Raw genomic sequence first — 17,509 nt, forward strand, 5'->3', positions numbered from 1 at the left:
GCGAAAATCAAATCATTTGTAAGAAAGATTGAATTAGCGGTTAACCAAGCTCAGGAATTCGGCTTCATTAATGATCTTTATTGAAGTGATCTTTTTGGCTTTCTCTAATTTGGAACCAGCCTCTTCGCCAGCCACCAGATAATTGAGCTTGCTGCTCACGCTACCCAGGAGTTTACCTCCGTTAGCTTCCACCAAAGCCTCTGCCTCATTGCGTTTCAGCGTAGGCAGGGTACCGGTAAACAAAAACGTTTGTCCCGTGAGGTTGCCGTCGGCCACGAGATCTTTTTTATCATTTTTCAGCTTCAACCCCAATGCTTCAAGCTGTTGTAGCATATGAATGTTGTCCGGATTATGGAAAAACTGATATATGCTACCAGCTACTTTAGGCCCTACATCTTCGAGGTTTTTGAGATCTTCAAGAGAAAATTGAGCAAAATCAAGTAAATGCTTTACTGCATGGGCAAGGGTTTTAGCGGTGGTTTCGCCAACATAGCGTATGCCGAGGGCATATATGAGCCTATGCAGCGGTTGCTCTTTAGAGGCAGTGATGGCAGCCTGCAGGTTGGTCATGCTTTTTTCGCCAAAGCCTTCAAGGCTTCTTATTTTATCATAAGGCAGTTCATAGATGCCTGGTATGTCCTTCAGAAAGCCGAGGTCATAGAATTTCTGTATGATGGCTTCACCCAGGCCGCGTATGTCCATGGCATCCTTACTGGTAAAATGGATCATACGCAACAGCACCTGCGCTTCGCAACTTATATTGACACAACGCCATACCGCTTCATCGGGGGTCTTTACTAACTTATCATGGCAAACAGGGCATTTGGTTGGGAAAACGATGGCCTGCTCTTTACCGGTCCTTACTTCGGGTAGTGATTTTACTATATAGGGGATCACATCGCCGGCCCGCTCTACCAGCACCGTATCGCCGATCATGAGGTCTTTTTCACGGATCACTTCTTCATTGAAGAGCGAGATGGAACCCACTGTTACACCACCGATAGGAACAGGCTCTATTTTGGCCACAGGTGTTATAGAGCCTGTACGGCCTACCTGGAATTCTATGGCCTTGAGTTTACTGGTAGCCTGCCGGGCCGCGAATTTATAGGCAATGGCCCAACGCGGGTGGTGGGTGGTCATGCCCAGTTGGTCCTGCAATTCCAACTGGTTTACCTTGATCACCATGCCATCTATTTCATAGGGCAGGTCATCGCGCTTTTCTTCAAATTCATGGCAGTATTTGATGACTGCCTCTATGCCTTTGAATATTTGTTTCTCTTTAACGGGGCTACGGAAACCTAATTCCCATAGTAGTTCCAGGGAGCCGCTATGCGTTTCGAGGAGTTTATGAACAGGGGCTCCGGGCAATGTTGCATAATGGCTGATGTGGTACAGGAAGGCTTCCAGGTTACGGCGGCTGACCTCTTTGGGATCTTTGATACGCAGGGAGCCGGCGGCTGCATTACGCGGATTAGCCAGGGGCGGCAGGTTTTGTTCTACAAGCTGGTCGTTGTATTTTTTAAAGTTGGCCTTGTTCAGTAATACTTCTCCCCTTATTTCTATTTGCTGCAGACCATATTCGGACAATTTCACGGAGAGGGGTACAGAACGGATCTGTTTGATGTTGATGGTTATTTCATCGCCCGTAACACCATTGCCCCGGGTAGCCCCCCTGGCGAGCAGGTCATTTTCATAGATGAGCGATATACTGGCCCCATCAAATTTGGGTTCCACGCAATATTCGATCTGGTTGGCTTTAGCCAGTTCCCGGGCCTTCCGGTCCCAATCTATCAGATCCTGTTCATTGTAGGAGTTCTCGAGCGAAAGCATGGGCACGAGGTGGGGGGCTGGCGGAAATTCTTTGGTGAGGCCTTTAGCTACCCGCATGGTAGGCGAATCGCTGGTAAGTAGTTCCGGGTGCTGGGCTTCTATTTTTTCGAGGGACTTGTAAAGCTGGTCGTACTCAAAGTCGGCTATGAGCGGATCATTGAGGATGTAATAGCGGTATTCATGAAAGCGCAATGCTTCCCGTAAGCCGGCTATATCGTCCTTAGGGCTTATTTTTTCCTTTTTGACTTTATCGAGTAAGGCGGTGGTTAGTTGCTGTAAAGATTTGGTTTGGCCGGTAGCGTACATAAATGGCTGGTTATGTGTTTGTGGAGTAAAATTAAGTAAGAGTTATCTTTGCCGCATGAGAAAAAAGAATGTGGTACTGCAAAAGATGACGGTACAGGATTATGCGGCGGAGGGCAAGGCGCTGGGCAGGATTGACGGGAAGGTGGTTTTTATTGAGGGGGCGGTGCCGGGCGATGTGGTAGATGTACGCCTGTCGAAGAATAAGCAGGAATGGGCGGAAGGCAAAGCTGTTCACTTTCATGCGTTTTCCCCGGACCGGGTCACTCCTTTCTGCGAACATTTTGGGGTTTGCGGGGGTTGTAAATGGCAGATGCTGCCCTATGATAAACAGTTGCAATATAAGCAGCATGAGGTGGAGCAGCACCTGCGGCGCATTGGCAAGGTAGCCTTGCCGGAGATTGCCCCGATAGCCGGGTGCGAAAGCACGGCACGGTACCGGAATAAGCTGGAATTCACTTTCAGCAACCGCCGTTACCTGTTGCCAGATGAAATAGCCGGGGCGGCGGCGATTGACCCCGAAAATGCCCTGGGATTCCATGTTCCCCGTCTGTTTGACAAGGTTATAGATATTAATACCTGTCACCTGATGGCGGAGCCTACGAATGCCATTAAGAATACGATCCGTCGTTTTGCGATGGAGCAGGGTTTTAGCTTTTATGATATCCGGGAACACCGGGGATGGCTGCGGACCCTGATTGTACGGGTATGTACAACGGGGGAGGTGATGGTCAATGTTTGTTTCGGGTATGATGACCGGGATGCGCGCAAGCAGTTGTTTGATCATTTGCTGCAACAGGTGCCGGGCATTACCACCCTGCTGTATACGATCAATCCCAAAAAGAATGATACGATCTATGACCTGCAGCCGCAGGCATATTATGGAAAAGGGTATATTACAGAAAAACTGGAAGACCTGGTGTTTAAGATAGGGCCGAAGTCTTTTTTCCAGACCAATACACGGCAGGGAGAGCGATTGTACCAGATTACCCGGGATTTTACGGCCTTAACGGGAAAGGAAACGGTGTATGATCTTTATTGTGGCACCGGTAGTATCGGGTTGTTTGTGAGCAAGCTGGCCAAAAAGATTGTGGGCGTGGAGGTGATCAGCGAAGCCATTGAAGATGCCCGGGAGAATGCCGCGCTGAATAATATTCACCACGCACAATTTTTCGCCGGCGATGTTATAGATATTTGTGACGATGCTTTTTTTGCGCACCATGGTAAGCCGGATGTCATTATTACCGATCCGCCGAGAGCAGGTATGCATGAGAAGCTGGTGCAAAAGATACTGGATATGGAGGCGCCGCTGGTAGTGTATGTGAGCTGCAATCCTGCCACGCAGGCGCGGGACCTGCAGAAGCTGGATGAGAAGTATGCTGTGACGAGGGTACAACCGGTTGACATGTTCCCGCATACCCATCATATTGAGAATGTGGTGCAGTTAAAGCTAAAAAAGTAGTATTTTATGGTTGTACAATTTAAAACAGCAGCATAGTGTATTCGAACAGAATGTTTTTTCCTCTGACAACGATTGTCAAGAATCTCCTGATCATTAATGGGCTTATTTTCCTGGCGCAGCAAACATTTGACAAGGAAGCCGCTTATGATTTGTTTGCACAGCACCATTTCCTGTCGAAGGATTTCCGTCCGCACCAGATCATTACCGCCCTGTTCATGCATGGTTCTGTAGAGCACCTGCTGGGCAATATGCTGGGCCTGTATATGTTTGGCACCAAGCTGGAGCTGGTTTGGGGACCTAAAAGGTTCCTTACGTTTTACCTGGTTTGCGGCATTGGCGCGAATATTATCAGCGGCATGGCCACACTGGCTGAAACGTACCCGGTTATCAGTGACCTTAATTTCTTACAGGAGCATGTTTCGGTACGCAATTTTAATATGCTTTTAAGTAAATATGACTGGATCCGGATGAGCATAACGCCGGAATTCAAAACCATGTTAGAGGCCAATCCCCCGGTTCCCGGCATCAATAAAGATATTTTTCTGGCTACCGGAGAACTGAAAGACCTTGCTACCCGCAGCACACTGGTAGGCGCTTCCGGAGCCATTTTTGGTTTACTGGCCGGGGCAGCCTATTTATTTCCGGATGATATTATTCTGGCCGGCATGTTTTTCCCCATTAAAATGAAATGGTTCGCGCTGATCTATGGGGGCGCAGAGGTGTACCTGGCACTGCAAAACCGTCCTGATGACCAGGTAGCCCACGTAGCCCATATAGGAGGGGCCCTGGTAGGCTTTTTGATGGTCTATTACAGTTACCGCAGGGGCAACCGGCGCAAATTATTCTGAGCAGCAACTTTACCGGCCATTTGACTGTTAATTTATTACCAATATGGTAATGCCTGTTTAGGGTGTTATGGGAAGGGTTTTGTAAATTCACCAAAAATATTTTCGTGTTGCGGGAAGATAGATACAGGAAACGCATTTTGCTGGGCCAGGATGGTAATGCATTGGTTTTATTGCTCATAATTCTGGGCATTGTATTCTGCATTTTTAAGTTCTTATGGCTGGTGTACTGGATGTCGGGGCTTAAGAAGCCGGATTTTGATTCAGAGATCCTGCAGTGGTTTATTTTACCCGCCAACCTGAGCACACTGGCTACCCGCCCGTGGACGATTATTACCCATATGTTTATGCACGATGACCCGATGCACCTGATCGGCAATGTGCTGTGGATATGGGCTTTCGGGTATATTTTGCAGGACCTTACAGGGTCCAAAAAGCTGATTCCCCTGTTCATTTATGGCGGCCTGGCCGGCGGCGCCTTTTATATTTTCAGTTATAATGTTATCCCGGTACTGGCGCCAGATGTAGCCAATAGCTATGCATTGGGCGCTTCTGCCGGAGTGATGGCCATTGCCATTGCAACCACTGTACTGGCGCCTGGTTACCGCATTTTTCCCATGATCAATGGAGGCATACCGCTGTGGGTGCTCACCCTGATCTTTGTGGTGCTTGATTTTGCGATGATATCGGGCAATAATACAGGCGGTCACCTGGCACACCTGGCGGGCGCAGCCACCGGTTTCATTTTTATACGGCAGTTGCGCAAGGGGCATGACTGGAGCGCCTGGATGAACCAGTTTTTCGATTGGGTGAGTAACCTGTTCAATCCTGACAAAAAGAGCTGGAAAAAGACCGCGAAAGACGAACTGCACTATAAATCGAAGGGCACCCAGCCTTTTAAGAAGATCCCCAATATTACCCAGAAACGGATTGATGAAATACTGGACAAGATCAACCAACAGGGATATCGCTTCCTGACCGAAGAAGAGAAGGAAATTCTGAAGCGGGCCTCGGAGGACGAAGAGTTGTAAATTTAAACATGGCTATACGAACCATCGCAAAGCGAGTTTTTATTGTTGTGCATATTGGTATAGCAACGCTTTTTTTGTGTTCCTGCGCCAATGCGTTCCTGCCTCCTGAAAAATGGTGGTTCTTTGCTTTACTGGGCCTGGCATTCCCTTTCCTGTTATTACTGGTGATCATTTTTCTTCTTTTCTGGACCTTGTTCCGTTCCCGCTGGGCATTTCTTTCACTGGCAGTATTATTATTAGGCTTTACCAATATACGGGCGCTGATCGGCTTCCATTCCGGCGGGTTTACGCCTGCCAAAAGCGAGCAGAGCATACGCATTATGAGCTGGAATGTACGCTGGTTTGATGAACAGAAGCGGGCTACGAAGGGCGCTTATCCCAAACGCAAGCAGATGCTTGAGTTTATTAAGGAACAGGATGCCGATATTTTATGCTTCCAGGAGTATTTTGAATCGAACAGGACAAATTATAGCAACCTGAAAGATTTACAGAAGATGAATTATCCTTATTGCTATAAGGTGATTGACTATGGCCGTAAAGGAGGTTCTATTGAAGTAGGGGTAGCCATTTTTTCCCGTTTCCCTATAACAGATTCCATCCGTATCCGGTATCCCGGACCGTTAAAATTACGGGCTGCAGAAAGCCTTATTGCCTGTGATATTGATGTACACGGGCAAAAGATCCGGGTGTTTAACACCCACCTTCAGTCGGTATTGTTCCAGCAGCAGGACTATGAGCATTTACGTACGATCAGGTCGGCAGATGACAGTATACTGGATGCCTCCAGATCTATTGTGAAGAAGCTGAAACAAGGATATACCTCCCGCAGCAAACAGGTAGATATTGTACGTGAGCAGTTGGATAAAAGCCCCTATCCCGCTGTGATCTGCGGCGATTTTAATGATGTGCCCAATTCCTACACGTATTTCCGCATCCGGGGCAACCGGCAGGATGCTTTTATAGCCAGCAGTAATGGGATCGGGCGAACTTTTTCCAATATATCCCCCACCCTGCGGATTGATTATATTATGCCGGATAAGCAATTTGAAGTGCTTCAATTTAAACGGCATGTACTGCCCTATTCAGACCATTACCCGGTAGTAACCGATCTGCGAATTAGTACCAATGAATAATCCCTATATTTGAGTTTTTATGAGTGAGTTGAAGATCCTGAATTCCTACACAAGGCAGAAAGAAGTTTTCACCCCCATTACGCCAGGACATGTGGGCATGTATGTGTGCGGCCCTACAGTAAGCGGCGAAAGCCACCTGGGCCATGCGCGGCCTTATATCACTTTTGATGTAGTATACCGTTACCTGACCTACCTGGGATATAAGGTAAGGTATGTGCGTAATATTACCGATGCGGGTCATTTTGAAGAGGAAGGGCGCGAGGCAGAAGATAAGATCGCCAATAAAGCGGTGCTGGAAAAGCTGGAACCCATGGAACTGGTACAGAAATATACGAATTTGTTTCATTGGGCGATGCTGCAATTCAATAACCTGGAACCGAGTATCGAACCTACGGCTACCGGGCATATTGTGGAGCAGATAGAAATGATCAAGAAGATTATCGAAGATGGTTATGCCTATGAGGTGAATGGGTCGGTATATTTTGATGTAAAGAAGTATGCAGAAACGTATCCATACGGCAAACTGAGTGGCCGGGTCATGGACGAACAACTTGAAACGACCCGGGAACTGGAGGGACAGGATGAGAAAAAGAATAAACAGGATTTTGCTTTGTGGAAGGCAGCGCCACCCCAGCATATTATGCGCTGGGTAAGTCCCTGGGGCGAAGGCTTTCCGGGCTGGCATATTGAATGCTCGGCTATGAGCACCAAGTACCTGGGAACGGAGTTTGATATACATGGCGGTGGTATGGACCTGCAGTTCCCGCACCATGAAAGTGAGATCGCCCAAAGCACTATCTGCAATAAGCATGTGCCGGCACGCTACTGGATGCATAATAATATGATCACGGTGAACGGGAAGAAGATGGGCAAGAGCTATAATAACCAGATTAAGCTGACAGAGATGTTTTCGGGTACACATCCGCTGCTGGAGCAGGCTTACAGTCCCATGACGATCCGTTTTTCGATTTTACAAACCCATTACCGCAGTACGCTTGATTTCAGCAATGAGGCGCTACGGGCTGCCGAAAAAGGATTGAAAAGATTGTGGGAAGGGTATGAAAACCTGAAGAAGTTAGCATCCAGCATTCAGCATCCAGCAGGAGGCGATAAGGATTTGGATGATAAGATAAACCGGTTGCTGACGGAGATGGATGATTTTATGAATGATGATTTTAGTACGGCAAAGGTACTGGCCAACCTGTTTGAATTATTGCCCGTTATTAATTCGATCCGGGATAAGCATATTGCTATAACAGCGATCTCCCACGATACTTTTATCCGCCTGCAACAATATTTTAAAGCCTACCTGGAAGATATTCTCGGACTGAAAGGAGAGACTGCTGATGAAGACGGAAAGCTGAACGGCGTACTGGAGTTGCTGATCGAGATACGGAAGGATGCCAGGAGCCGCAAGGACTTTGCCACCTCCGATAAGATACGCAATCAGTTACAGCAGTTGGGCATTTTACTGAAGGATGAAAAAGACGGAAGGGTAAGTTATTCGTTTGATTAGGAAGACAGCTTCGAGCCACGAGCGGCGAGCTACGAGCGCTGAGATTCTTAGTTGCTGACTAAACTTAGCAATATTGCTGCCCAGGGGTTGGAGTTCTGGCTCGCAGCTCATAGCTCGTAGCTCACAGCTTTTTCATTGCTCTTACCATTTCACGTTTGCCGGGGGGGCCGGGAATTTTTTCTACTGTAAAGCCGGCGGCCTGCATAGCCCGGCGTACATCGCCCTTGGAACAATAGGTGACGAGGATGCCCCCGTCGGCCAGCATACCGAACAGCTTTGTAAAAACTTCCACTGTCCATAACTCCGGTTGCGCGTTGGGTGCAAAGGCGTCGTAATAGATGAGATTAACAGGCTGGTTGATCGATATGTCGAACAGGGTGGTGTGGTGCTTCCGGACCGTAAACCATGCATTGAGGGTGATGGGTTGATCCCACGGCGAAGTATGCAGTTGTTCAAAAAGCGGTTCCCATTCCGGCTGCTGTAACTGCCCGCAGTAGTTTAGCTGTAACGCTATTTCTTTTTCCAGTGGGAAGGCTTCTACCGCCTGGTAGTTTATTTTTTGCTGATGCCTGGTGGCTTCTATAAGCGTGAGCAAAGCATTGAGGCCTGTGCCAAATCCCATTTCAAAGATATGTATGGTTTCCTGCCGGTGCAGGAGTGGCTTAAGGCCCGCTTCTATAAAAACATGCAGGGATTCCCGGATAGCGCCATGTGTAGAATGATAAGTAACGTTCATATACGGCACTTCTACAGAATGTGAGCCATCGCCGGTGATGATGAGATTTCGCTGCATGGAGCAAAATTAACACCTAAATTTACAACGCGACCTTTTAATGCATAAACTATGAGCAAAGACTATCTGCTGCATTTATCGAAAGATAAACGTCTTAAAAAGCTTGTTGAAAAGCATGATGGTTTTACACTTAAGAAGCGGAAGAATATCTGTATCTATCTCTGCGCTTCTATTATGAGCCAGCAGCTATCTACCAAGGTGGCAGACGTTATTTACCAGCGTTTCCTGAATTTATACGGCGGTAAGGAACCTACTGAACAACAGATACTGGATACGCCATTGGACACACTCAGAAGCATCGGATTGTCTAATGCCAAGACCAACTATGTACACAATGTGGCGCGCTTTTCCCTGGCGCAGGGAATGGACCTGAAGAAGCTGAATAAGATGAACAATGAGGAAGTGATCGTCTACCTCACCCAGATTAAAGGAGTAGGCCGCTGGACAGTAGAAATGTTGCTGATGTTTGCGCTGGGCCGGGAAGATGTTTTTGCTATTGATGACCTGGGCATACAAAATGCTATGGTCAACATCTATAAACTGGAGCGCGCCGATAAGAAGCTGTTCAGGGCAGAACTGCTACGCATTTCTGATAAATGGAGCCCTTACCGCACGTATGCGTGTATCCATTTATGGCACTGGAAAGATAATAGCCCGGCTAAATAGTCTTTCTTTCTTTGATGACGCGGGTTGCTGTCCACTGATCATGGAAGGGACTTCCTACACAGCCGGTCACGTATTCCAAAGGGATCATACGCATGAAACCTCTCCGGAGGGCATCGCGCCAGCTAAAGGAAGTGGTATGCAGATGCACTACCCGGGTGCCCGTGATGAGCTTACCCAAAGTTTTTCCTTTGAAAACACCTTCTACAATGAGCATATAGAAGCCATACAGCACATGGAGTATTACAAAATCCGACAGGTCGGACAGGCTTTCTATAGCATGGAATATCCTGCCGCCATAGGCTGTGAGTGCAATTAATAAAATAAGTGTAATGATGATGGCATAAAAACTGAGCAGGTCAATTATGTAATTGACGAAACGCAGTTGGGTGGTCGCATCCTGTTGGGATAAAATTTCCTGTTCAATATCCTGCAGCAGGTTTTCACTGGCTGTTAAGCTCATGAAATCTGGTTTGGGTTGGGTTGGGCAAGGTCTGTTTCCAATACCAAGTAACGCAAAATAACTGACATGAAAAAGAGTGGAAGTACTGAGAATCATGACTTAGGTGTTAATGCTTATGATAAATAGTAAAACCCCGTGCCTGACCAGAACGGACAGACCCCGGGGTTGTGAGCAAGTATTTTTATGGGGATTTATTTAACCAGTTTCAACTCTTTGATGATGTTGGAGGCGCCACCGAGTTTGTCAATACACCACAGTACATAGCGGACGTCTACACAAATGGTGCGGTTGTATACCGGATCGAAGGCTATTTTATGGCTCAGGGCTTCGTAGTTGCCATCAAACGCCAGCCCGATGAGGTTGCCATTCGCATCAATAACGGGCGAACCGGAGTTGCCGCCTGTAATGTCGTTGGTAGTAATGAACCCTATCACAAGATCTTTACGTACAGGATCGGCATACTGACCATAGTCTTTCTTTTTAGCCAGTTCCAACAGGTTGGCCGGCAGATCAAATTCATAATCACCGGGTTTGTACTTCTCCAATACACCGCTCATCGTGGTGATATTGTCATATTTTACGGCATCCCGTGGCTGGTAACTTTTTACGTTGCCAAAACTTACCCGCATGGTAAAGGTGGCATCGGGGTACATTTTCTTCGCTTTTACGGTATCCATCTTCATAATGCCTTTGAGGTAGATACGGCCCAGCTCTCCATTTTTTGTATTGAATTGCTGAGACTGGGGGAGGTATTTACCCACCCAGTTTTTTACAAAGGCGGTGGCGGTGGCATAAGCCGGATCGGCCTGTAATACGGTACCATCCGGATTGTTGGTGAAGGCAGTCCATTTGTTTTCATCAAAGATCATGGTGTTGGTAAACACGTTGTTGGCAAACTTCTTATAGGTTGCTTCGTCTTTGAGATCACCGTAGCTGCCGCGCATGCTTTCATAGAAACCAATAGGGTGCTGACTTTTATCAATGTCGTTGTAGTACATCATGAGCACTGTACCCAGGATGTTCTGGTCGGATGGTTTGTTTTCACTTTTCAGGAAATTGTCCCTGGCCTCTTTAGCGGCATCTACCGCTTTTTTGATGTCGGCAGAGCTTCCTTTTTTCACGATGGCGTTTTCTACCTGTTGCAGACTGGCAGCAAAGGCCAGCAAGGGTGATCCGAAGATACCTTCATTGAGGTATACCTGGTGTTTGCTGTAAGGCCTCCAGGCATCATAGGCGGCCGACCAGTCGCTGAAGATGTTCTGAAATTCCGGCTTGCCATTGGCCCACTGCTGGAACTTGGCTTCCGCTGCTTTTTTCTGATCGTAGATATTGTATTTGATGAGCTGTTTGCTTTCACCATCAAAGAATTTCCAGTAGTTGGCGATGGAAGCATAGCTGGAGGCGAGCTGCAGTTTAACAGCAGGATCATTTTTCATTTGCTCAAACATGTATTTGAGCCTTATATCACGCAGCTTAACGAGGGTAGGATTGCTGATGTCCAGTTTCTGCTTTACCCCAAAAGAGGTTTCATACCGATTGGTGCCGCCGGGATAACCCCAGGTCATGGCATAATCACCGTCTTTTACTCCCTTGATAGAAACCGGCAGGAAGTATTTTGGTTTGAGGGGAACGTTCTCTGTAGCATAGGCAGCGGGTTGTCCGTCTTTCCCGGCATATACCCGGAATACGGAGAAATCACCGGTATGGCGGGGCCATTCCCAGTTGTCGGTATCACCCCCGAATTTGCCAATGCTTTCGGATGGCGCCCCTACAAGGCGTATGTCGGTATAGCGTTGGTAAACGAATACCAGGAACTGGTTTCCTTTGAATAAAGGGCTTACGCGGGCGATGATACTTTTGGATTGATCAGAATACCGCTGATTGATAGCGGTAATGGCTGCATTCACTTTGGCAATGCGATCGGCGCCGGTAGCATCTTTGGCAGCTTCCTCCACTTCTTTCGTTACGTCTTCAATTTTAGTGAGGAATTCAACATATAGTCCCTGAGAAGGGATCTCTTCTCCTTTGCTTTTGGCATAGAAACCATCTTTGAGGTAATTGCTGGTTACGGTACTGGCTTTGGCAATAGCATCATAACCACAATGGTGATTGGTAAAGATGAGCCCTTCATTGCTCACGATCTCGCCTGTACAGCCGCCATTAAAGATGATGATCGCATCCTTGATGGATGCCTTGTTGATGTGGTACAACTGGTCTTTAGTCACCTTTAGGCCACGTTTTACCATGTCGTTGTATACCTGCTGGCCCAGGAGTAAGGGTAGCCACATGCCTTCGTCGGCATATGACCGGAACAAAGAGATTATTAAAGCAACCGCTATAAGAAGCTTCTTCATAAAGAGATTATTTTAGACGGCAAACGTACTTGAAAATTCTGTAACAACTAAATACCGTTCGTTAGCCGGCTGTTATGTACTTCATACACAGCGGATAACGAGGGAATTATGGGGTACGGATTATTAATTATTCGTTTGCTTCGCTAAATATATTCCTCTATGATGGGCATACGCCGGAAATGTTATCAGCTTACTCTTTTTACGACTATTTCTTCGATCACCCGGGTATTGGTATTGACCTCAAAGGTTTGCAGGTGATTGTTCCTGGTACCCCTGATGATGAATTTGAGCTTATCGGCCTGGCCCTGTGGCAACTGGAATTTTTTGTCGAATTTTTTACCGGTATACATGTCCTGAAAGAGTACCGCATCATCATTGTCCTTTATGATGAGGGTGAATTTATCCCCGGAGGGATTGTCATATTGCACCTGGAACACGATGCTGCCCGCCGGGTTACCAATGTGTTTTACTGTAGCGGTACCTGCCAGCGGTTCCACCACAGCTACTGCCCTGGTTTGCGCTGTGACAGCCTGTGTCATGATGATGAGAACGAGGGCCGTGATGCCGAATTTACTGTGCAGGATGGTTTTTACACTGTACCTGGATTGCTTTTTCATACAAAGGGATTTAATTAAATGATTAATGGTTGTATGGAAGCATCGCGGTAGTAAGCAATCATGGAGGCAGCACAATCAAGAAAGGGAAACAATCATTGAAGAGAGGGAAAATGAAGATGACATAAAGATACAGCCTTTTATCTGTTTGCACAAATAAAAGGCAGGGATTGAGGGTTAAGCAATTATTATGTTAACACTTATAACACGAATTTGAGACGAATTACACGAATTGAATAATACACACAGAACATAGATGGGTTACGGGGAAACTATTCGCTTTATAAGGCCCTGTAATTTAGGTTGCTGCAATAACCGGTTGTCCATTCGCTTGAGTGTGGTATCGGAAATGAACCAATTCATGGCATAGGGTATTTCCTGGAGGGTATCGCCTCTTTTTCTTTCCGCCTCCTTTTCAGCCGGATCTTTGTAGAGATGGATGGGGTAGTATTCAGCGCTTTTACAGATAGAATCCCTGTCTACATCTTTCAGGAAGTTGATCAGCCGCTTATCGTTTACGGTAGTTTGCATATCATACGCACCAAGGATGGTGAGTATGGGAGAGGAAAGGTCGTTTTTTAACGGACTGATACTGACGAGCGGCGCAACGCCTACCGGGCTATTGGTGATGTGCAGCACCACGAAGTGCAGTTTGGCCACTCTTTGTTTGAACTGCAGGTCTTGTGTGGTATCGGCCTGTATGAGCATGGCGCGTATCATTTCCTGTACTACGCCTGCCCCGGAGTTGTCGAAGTAGCCGCCATCTACAAAGTAGTGGATGAGCATGCTATCGGTTTTCTTTACCCGTACTTTTTCGGGCAGCCATTGGTCTACCCGGCCGGCCGGACTAATATATGGGAAGCGCGCACCGAGTATGGACACCGTACTCAGGCGCATATCGAGCGTATCGTTCAGAATGTCCATTACATCCTCGCGGTTGTTGAAGATCTCTTTGTTTAAGCGGATGTTGGTGACCACAGCGGGATTGCCATCCTGCATACGGGTGGTATTGATACAAAGCACCGGCAGGTTATAAGGTTGATTGCGCAGTGCGAGCATTTTTGAGAAGGGCTGGTCCATAGGAGACCGCAGGGTATCATTCACAGTGCGGGCGCCGGCTTCTACCGTTTCTTCGAGTGCTCCTGCCCGGTCGGAAAGGTCATCATTGTCAACATGGAAAATGTATTTAAAGTAATCGGGCCCCAGCATGTGGGCAAGGGTATGGGTCAGGAAGTCTTTTTTAAGGAACAGGCGGGCAGAACGGAGGTAAGAAACGTTCACCTCCTTCGACATTTTCTCCCGCTCATACAGCAGCGAGAAGAAAGTGGCAACGCCCACACCTCCCCCGGAAGTTCCGGATAAACAGAATACATGCCGGGAGAAAGGATCATTACCGGCGGCGGTAGTATCTTCCAGTTTTCCCAATACAGAGGCAGTCCAGTATCCCGAGCGGGAAGCACCTCCATTGGCCAATACGAAGTAGACCGGGTAGTTGTTGGCCGCACTGTCTATGGCAGCCCCACGGTCATTAACCCAGTTCCTGAAATAGGTTTGCAGGTCCTGCCGCTGGTTATAGACGCCATGCTGGGCAGTTGTATCAAACCGTTTGGTGCGCACATAATGCGTTTCATCCGACCCGAGGAGCAAGGCTATGGCGAATATGATGAAATGAAGGTTGATGCTGACTTTTACCGAAAGGGCAGTAAGGATGTTACCAAAGCCCAGCAAGACAGCAAACGCCAGTAAGACAAAAGGGAAGGGCCCTAATTGCCAGGATGTTTCAATAGACCGGATGGTGAGCAGGTATACGATAAGCCCCGCCATGGCAACAATATTAAACCACCGGAAGTATCCTGTTTCTGTGCGGGGTATACGCAGAAAACCCATTACGCTGTACATCCAGCGGGTGATGATGAAGGGTCTTATTTTAACGGCAGGGGGCACTATTTTTTTACGCAGGTTGATGTATAACAGGAAGACGCCATGCAAGAGGAGCAGTACCCACAGCAGGAACATGATAGAGCCTTTTGGATTGCTGATGACCCCTACAGCAGCCAACAGGAACACCCCCAGCAGCGCATAAAAGAGGATGCGTGATCCTTTCAGGTTCTTCCCCGAAAAATCACGAACCATGCCATCGAGCCCCCAGGAGATGATCATGCCCAGGAAAAAGAACCAGGTTGCTTTAGCGGAAGTGATAGCGGCCTCGCCCCGCACCGGCGATTGTAAAACGGCCATTTCAATGACCAGCAGGCAGGCATAGCCAATGATGTGCGGAAAGGTCTGTAACCATACAGGCGGCAGGTCGAAGAATTGCTTGTTGCGTAAATTTTTTTCTGTCTCCTCAGGTGGACAGCCTTCCATGATCTTTATGATGCGGTCTTCCTGTTTGCCCTTTTTGAGGTAAGCCACTATCCGGGCTGAATACCAGCTTACATAGATCCAGAAGGCAATGGCAATAAAAAAGAAGGCCTTGGCCTGGTGATTTTCGGTAAAGGCTACGATGATGTCTTTACCCTGGTTAAGGCTCCAGAAGCACCACATGGCCAGCACGAGGAACAATATGCCGGGGAAGAAAAGCCATACAGATTTGAGCAGCCTGGAGATGAATTGCAGCAATAATAAAAACAGGTACCAGGAAGTCCGGAAGAACTTGGAGTCAAGTATTGACATAAGACAGGCATTGGTTAGTAAGTTACCAAAGCTAAGCAATTAAATGAAAGGCAGGATGTGAGTGGTCCGAAGGACTCCTTCGGAGTGAGTTGTCAGTAGTGAGTAATGAGTGGAAGGCAGGATGTAGTTAGTACGCAACAAGACGCTCCCCTAAATTAGTGTATCTTTGCGCCTCGCAATGGAAAAGACAAACTTTGTAGATCAGATCAGGATATTTTGCCGCAGTGGCCATGGAGGTGCTGGTAGTAAGCACTTTATGCGTACCAAGTTTAATGCCCAGGCAGGTCCGGACGGGGGTAATGGCGGAAGGGGCGGCCATATTATCCTGCGTGGTAATAAGAACCTCTGGACTTTACTTCACTTACGTTATTATAAGAACGTTCTGGCCGAAAACGGCGAAGGTGGCAGTGGCAATAATTGCACCGGCCGGAGTGGCAAAGACGTTATTATTGAAGTACCGCTTGGCACGATCGCCCGCGATGAAGAAACAGAAGAAACGGAAGCCGAGATATTGGAAGACGGGCAGGAGATTGTTTGGATTAAAGGTGGAAGAGGCGGACTGGGTAATGCCGAGTTTGCCACCCCAACCAACCAGGCGCCCGAACATGCCCAGCCCGGCGAGCCAGGTGAGGAAGGCTGGAAGGTACTGGAGCTCAAAGTATTGGCTGATGTAGGACTGGTAGGGTTTCCCAATGCCGGTAAGTCTACCTTACTGTCGGTGATGACAGCCGCCAAACCCAAGATCGCTGATTATGCTTTTACTACGATCACCCCTCAACTGGGCATGGTAGAATACCGTAATGGCAGAAGTTTCTGTATAGCCGATCTTCCGGGCATTATAGAAGGAGCTGCAGAAGGCAAGGGCCTTGGCCATCGTTTCCTGCGCCATATTGAACGCAATCCTGTGCTGTTATTCCTTATTCCCGCAGACAGCAATGACCATAAGAAAGAGTTTGATATCCTTGTCAACGAACTGGACCAATATAATCCCGAGCTGCTGCACAAGCAGTTTATTATTGCCATCAGCAAGAGCGATATGCTGGATGATGAATTGAAGGAGGCCATCCGAAAGGAATTGCCGGGAGGTGTTCCACACCTTTTCATTTCTTCTGTTGTTCAACAGGGTATCCAGGAACTTAAGGACCTGTTGTGGAAAGTGTTAAACGAAGAGAGCAACAGGGCATAGGTCCTGCAGCACCTGGTATTTACTCATCTGCCCCCTCCTTTATGCTGTTCCAGGTTTGGTACAATGTTTCCTGCGCAGGACGATCGGCAGGGACCTCCCGGAGAGGTTCACAAGGTTTCCAGTGCTGGTACATTTCGGCAGGGAGGGCCTGGTAAAGGCGCGTACCGGCCGTTTTCCATTGGATCATTTGATCGCTGACGGGCTTTACCACCCGGGCCGGATTGCCCATGAGCAAGCTACGCGCAGCGATTTTCTCATTGGCCCTGATGAATGACATGGCCCCTACCACACATTCATCGCCCAGCACCACATTGTCCATGATGACACTGTTCATACCGATGAGGCAGTTTTTCCCAATGACAGCGCCGTGAATGATGGCCCCATGACCTATATGCGCCCCTTCTTTGAGCAGCACAGTAACACCGGGGAACATGTGTATGGTACAATTCTCCTGGACGTTACAACCATCTTCAATGATGATACCACCCCAGTCGCCACGAATGGCCGCACCGGGGCCTACGTATACATTTTTTCCAATGATAACGTTGCCCGTTACAGCAGCCTGCGGATGGATGAAGGCCGACTCATGAATAACGGGAATGAAACCCTTGAATGAGTAGATCATGGTTGATTACTGATTATT

At 47.7% G+C, this 17,509-nt stretch carries 14 protein-coding genes; 7 read left to right on the top strand and 7 right to left on the bottom strand.

The window, feature by feature from the left end:
- Nucleotides 1-33 precede the first annotated feature (33 nt).
- Complete coding sequence (gene ligA / locus HB364_RS04285) at nt 34-2,136, bottom strand: NAD-dependent DNA ligase LigA (RefSeq protein WP_167286648.1); 2,103 nt, start codon at nt 2,134-2,136, stop codon at nt 34-36.
- Between the two features lie 55 nt (nt 2,137-2,191).
- On the opposite strand from ligA, the gene rlmD reads away from it, so the two are divergent.
- The 5 genes from rlmD to cysS all read left to right on the top strand — a co-directional run bounded on the left by rlmD (nt 2,192) and on the right by cysS (nt 8,120).
- Nucleotides 2,192-3,595: a 23S rRNA (uracil(1939)-C(5))-methyltransferase RlmD gene (gene rlmD, locus HB364_RS04290; RefSeq protein WP_167286649.1), complete on the top strand. Its 1,404-nt coding sequence runs from the start codon at nt 2,192-2,194 to the stop codon at nt 3,593-3,595.
- A gap of 50 nt (nt 3,596-3,645) precedes the next feature.
- Nucleotides 3,646-4,443 carry a rhomboid family intramembrane serine protease gene (locus tag HB364_RS04295; protein WP_167286650.1) on the top strand — a complete coding sequence of 266 codons (798 nt, stop codon included), beginning with the start codon at nt 3,646-3,648 and terminating at the stop codon, nt 4,441-4,443.
- 104 nt (nt 4,444-4,547) lie between these two features.
- Nucleotides 4,548-5,471, top strand: a complete 924-nt coding sequence (locus tag HB364_RS04300; RefSeq protein WP_167286651.1) for a rhomboid family intramembrane serine protease — start codon at nt 4,548-4,550, stop codon at nt 5,469-5,471.
- Nucleotides 5,472-5,479: 8 nt separating this feature from the next.
- Nucleotides 5,480-6,604 (top strand): endonuclease/exonuclease/phosphatase family protein, encoded by a 1,125-nt coding sequence (locus tag HB364_RS04305; protein WP_167286652.1) that lies wholly within the window; start codon nt 5,480-5,482, stop codon nt 6,602-6,604.
- 19 nt (nt 6,605-6,623) lie between these two features.
- Nucleotides 6,624-8,120 carry a cysteine--tRNA ligase gene (cysS, locus tag HB364_RS04310; RefSeq protein ID WP_167286653.1) on the top strand — a complete coding sequence of 499 codons (1,497 nt, stop codon included), beginning with the start codon at nt 6,624-6,626 and terminating at the stop codon, nt 8,118-8,120.
- Between the two features lie 121 nt (nt 8,121-8,241).
- On the opposite strand, the gene mnmD is transcribed toward cysS, so the two are convergent.
- Nucleotides 8,242-8,913, bottom strand: a complete 672-nt coding sequence (gene mnmD, locus HB364_RS04315; protein ID WP_167286654.1) for a tRNA (5-methylaminomethyl-2-thiouridine)(34)-methyltransferase MnmD — start codon at nt 8,911-8,913, stop codon at nt 8,242-8,244.
- 51 nt (nt 8,914-8,964) lie between these two features.
- Here mnmD and HB364_RS04320 point away from each other — a divergent pair, with 51 nt between their 5' ends.
- Nucleotides 8,965-9,579 carry a DNA-3-methyladenine glycosylase family protein gene (locus HB364_RS04320; RefSeq protein WP_167286655.1) on the top strand — a complete coding sequence of 205 codons (615 nt, stop codon included), beginning with the start codon at nt 8,965-8,967 and terminating at the stop codon, nt 9,577-9,579.
- Here the strand turns inward: HB364_RS04320 and HB364_RS04325 are convergent.
- From HB364_RS04325 to HB364_RS04340, 4 genes are all read right to left on the bottom strand, one after another.
- A complete protein-coding gene (locus HB364_RS04325) occupies nt 9,572-10,039 on the bottom strand; it encodes an RDD family protein (protein ID WP_167286656.1) in 468 nt (155 codons plus the stop codon). The two genes, HB364_RS04320 and HB364_RS04325, sit on opposite strands and share 8 nt — an antisense overlap.
- Before the next feature lie 191 nt (nt 10,040-10,230).
- Entirely contained in the window at nt 10,231-12,393 is a 2,163-nt protein-coding gene (locus HB364_RS04330) for a S46 family peptidase (RefSeq protein WP_167286657.1), read from the bottom strand.
- A gap of 185 nt (nt 12,394-12,578) precedes the next feature.
- Nucleotides 12,579-13,010, bottom strand: a complete 432-nt coding sequence (locus HB364_RS04335; protein ID WP_167286658.1) for a hypothetical protein — start codon at nt 13,008-13,010, stop codon at nt 12,579-12,581.
- Between the two features lie 258 nt (nt 13,011-13,268).
- On the bottom strand, nt 13,269-15,680 hold the full coding sequence (locus HB364_RS04340; protein WP_167286659.1) for a UbiA prenyltransferase family protein: 2,412 nt from the start codon (nt 15,678-15,680) through the stop codon (nt 13,269-13,271).
- Between the two features lie 178 nt (nt 15,681-15,858).
- Here HB364_RS04340 and obgE point away from each other — a divergent pair, with 178 nt between their 5' ends.
- Nucleotides 15,859-16,866, top strand: coding sequence for a GTPase ObgE (gene obgE / locus HB364_RS04345; protein WP_167286660.1), 1,008 nt, complete (start codon nt 15,859-15,861; stop codon nt 16,864-16,866).
- Nucleotides 16,867-16,885: 19 nt separating this feature from the next.
- On the opposite strand, the gene HB364_RS04350 is transcribed toward obgE, so the two are convergent.
- Nucleotides 16,886-17,491, bottom strand: a complete 606-nt coding sequence (locus tag HB364_RS04350) for an acyltransferase (RefSeq protein ID WP_167286661.1) — start codon at nt 17,489-17,491, stop codon at nt 16,886-16,888.
- Nucleotides 17,492-17,509: the final 18 nt, after the last annotated feature.

Source organism: Paraflavitalea devenefica (genome assembly GCF_011759375.1).
In the GTDB taxonomy this organism is placed as follows: domain Bacteria; phylum Bacteroidota; class Bacteroidia; order Chitinophagales; family Chitinophagaceae; genus Paraflavitalea; species Paraflavitalea devenefica.

Coding starts and splice junctions, on each gene's coding strand:
- HB364_RS04350 (WP_167286661.1), bottom strand. CDS start 17,491: ATGATCTACTCATTCAAGGGTTTCATTCCCGTTATTCATGAGTCGGCC.
- mnmD (WP_167286654.1), bottom strand. CDS start 8,913: ATGCAGCGAAATCTCATCATCACCGGCGATGGCTCACATTCTGTAGAA.
- HB364_RS04330 (WP_167286657.1), bottom strand. CDS start 12,393: ATGAAGAAGCTTCTTATAGCGGTTGCTTTAATAATCTCTTTGTTCCGG.
- HB364_RS04305 (WP_167286652.1), top strand. CDS start 5,480: ATGGCTATACGAACCATCGCAAAGCGAGTTTTTATTGTTGTGCATATT.
- ligA (WP_167286648.1), bottom strand. CDS start 2,136: ATGTACGCTACCGGCCAAACCAAATCTTTACAGCAACTAACCACCGCC.
- obgE (WP_167286660.1), top strand. CDS start 15,859: ATGGAAAAGACAAACTTTGTAGATCAGATCAGGATATTTTGCCGCAGT.
- HB364_RS04335 (WP_167286658.1), bottom strand. CDS start 13,010: ATGAAAAAGCAATCCAGGTACAGTGTAAAAACCATCCTGCACAGTAAA.
- rlmD (WP_167286649.1), top strand. CDS start 2,192: ATGAGAAAAAAGAATGTGGTACTGCAAAAGATGACGGTACAGGATTAT.
- HB364_RS04325 (WP_167286656.1), bottom strand. CDS start 10,039: ATGAGCTTAACAGCCAGTGAAAACCTGCTGCAGGATATTGAACAGGAA.
- HB364_RS04295 (WP_167286650.1), top strand. CDS start 3,646: ATGTTTTTTCCTCTGACAACGATTGTCAAGAATCTCCTGATCATTAAT.
- cysS (WP_167286653.1), top strand. CDS start 6,624: ATGAGTGAGTTGAAGATCCTGAATTCCTACACAAGGCAGAAAGAAGTT.
- HB364_RS04320 (WP_167286655.1), top strand. CDS start 8,965: ATGAGCAAAGACTATCTGCTGCATTTATCGAAAGATAAACGTCTTAAA.
- HB364_RS04340 (WP_167286659.1), bottom strand. CDS start 15,680: ATGTCAATACTTGACTCCAAGTTCTTCCGGACTTCCTGGTACCTGTTT.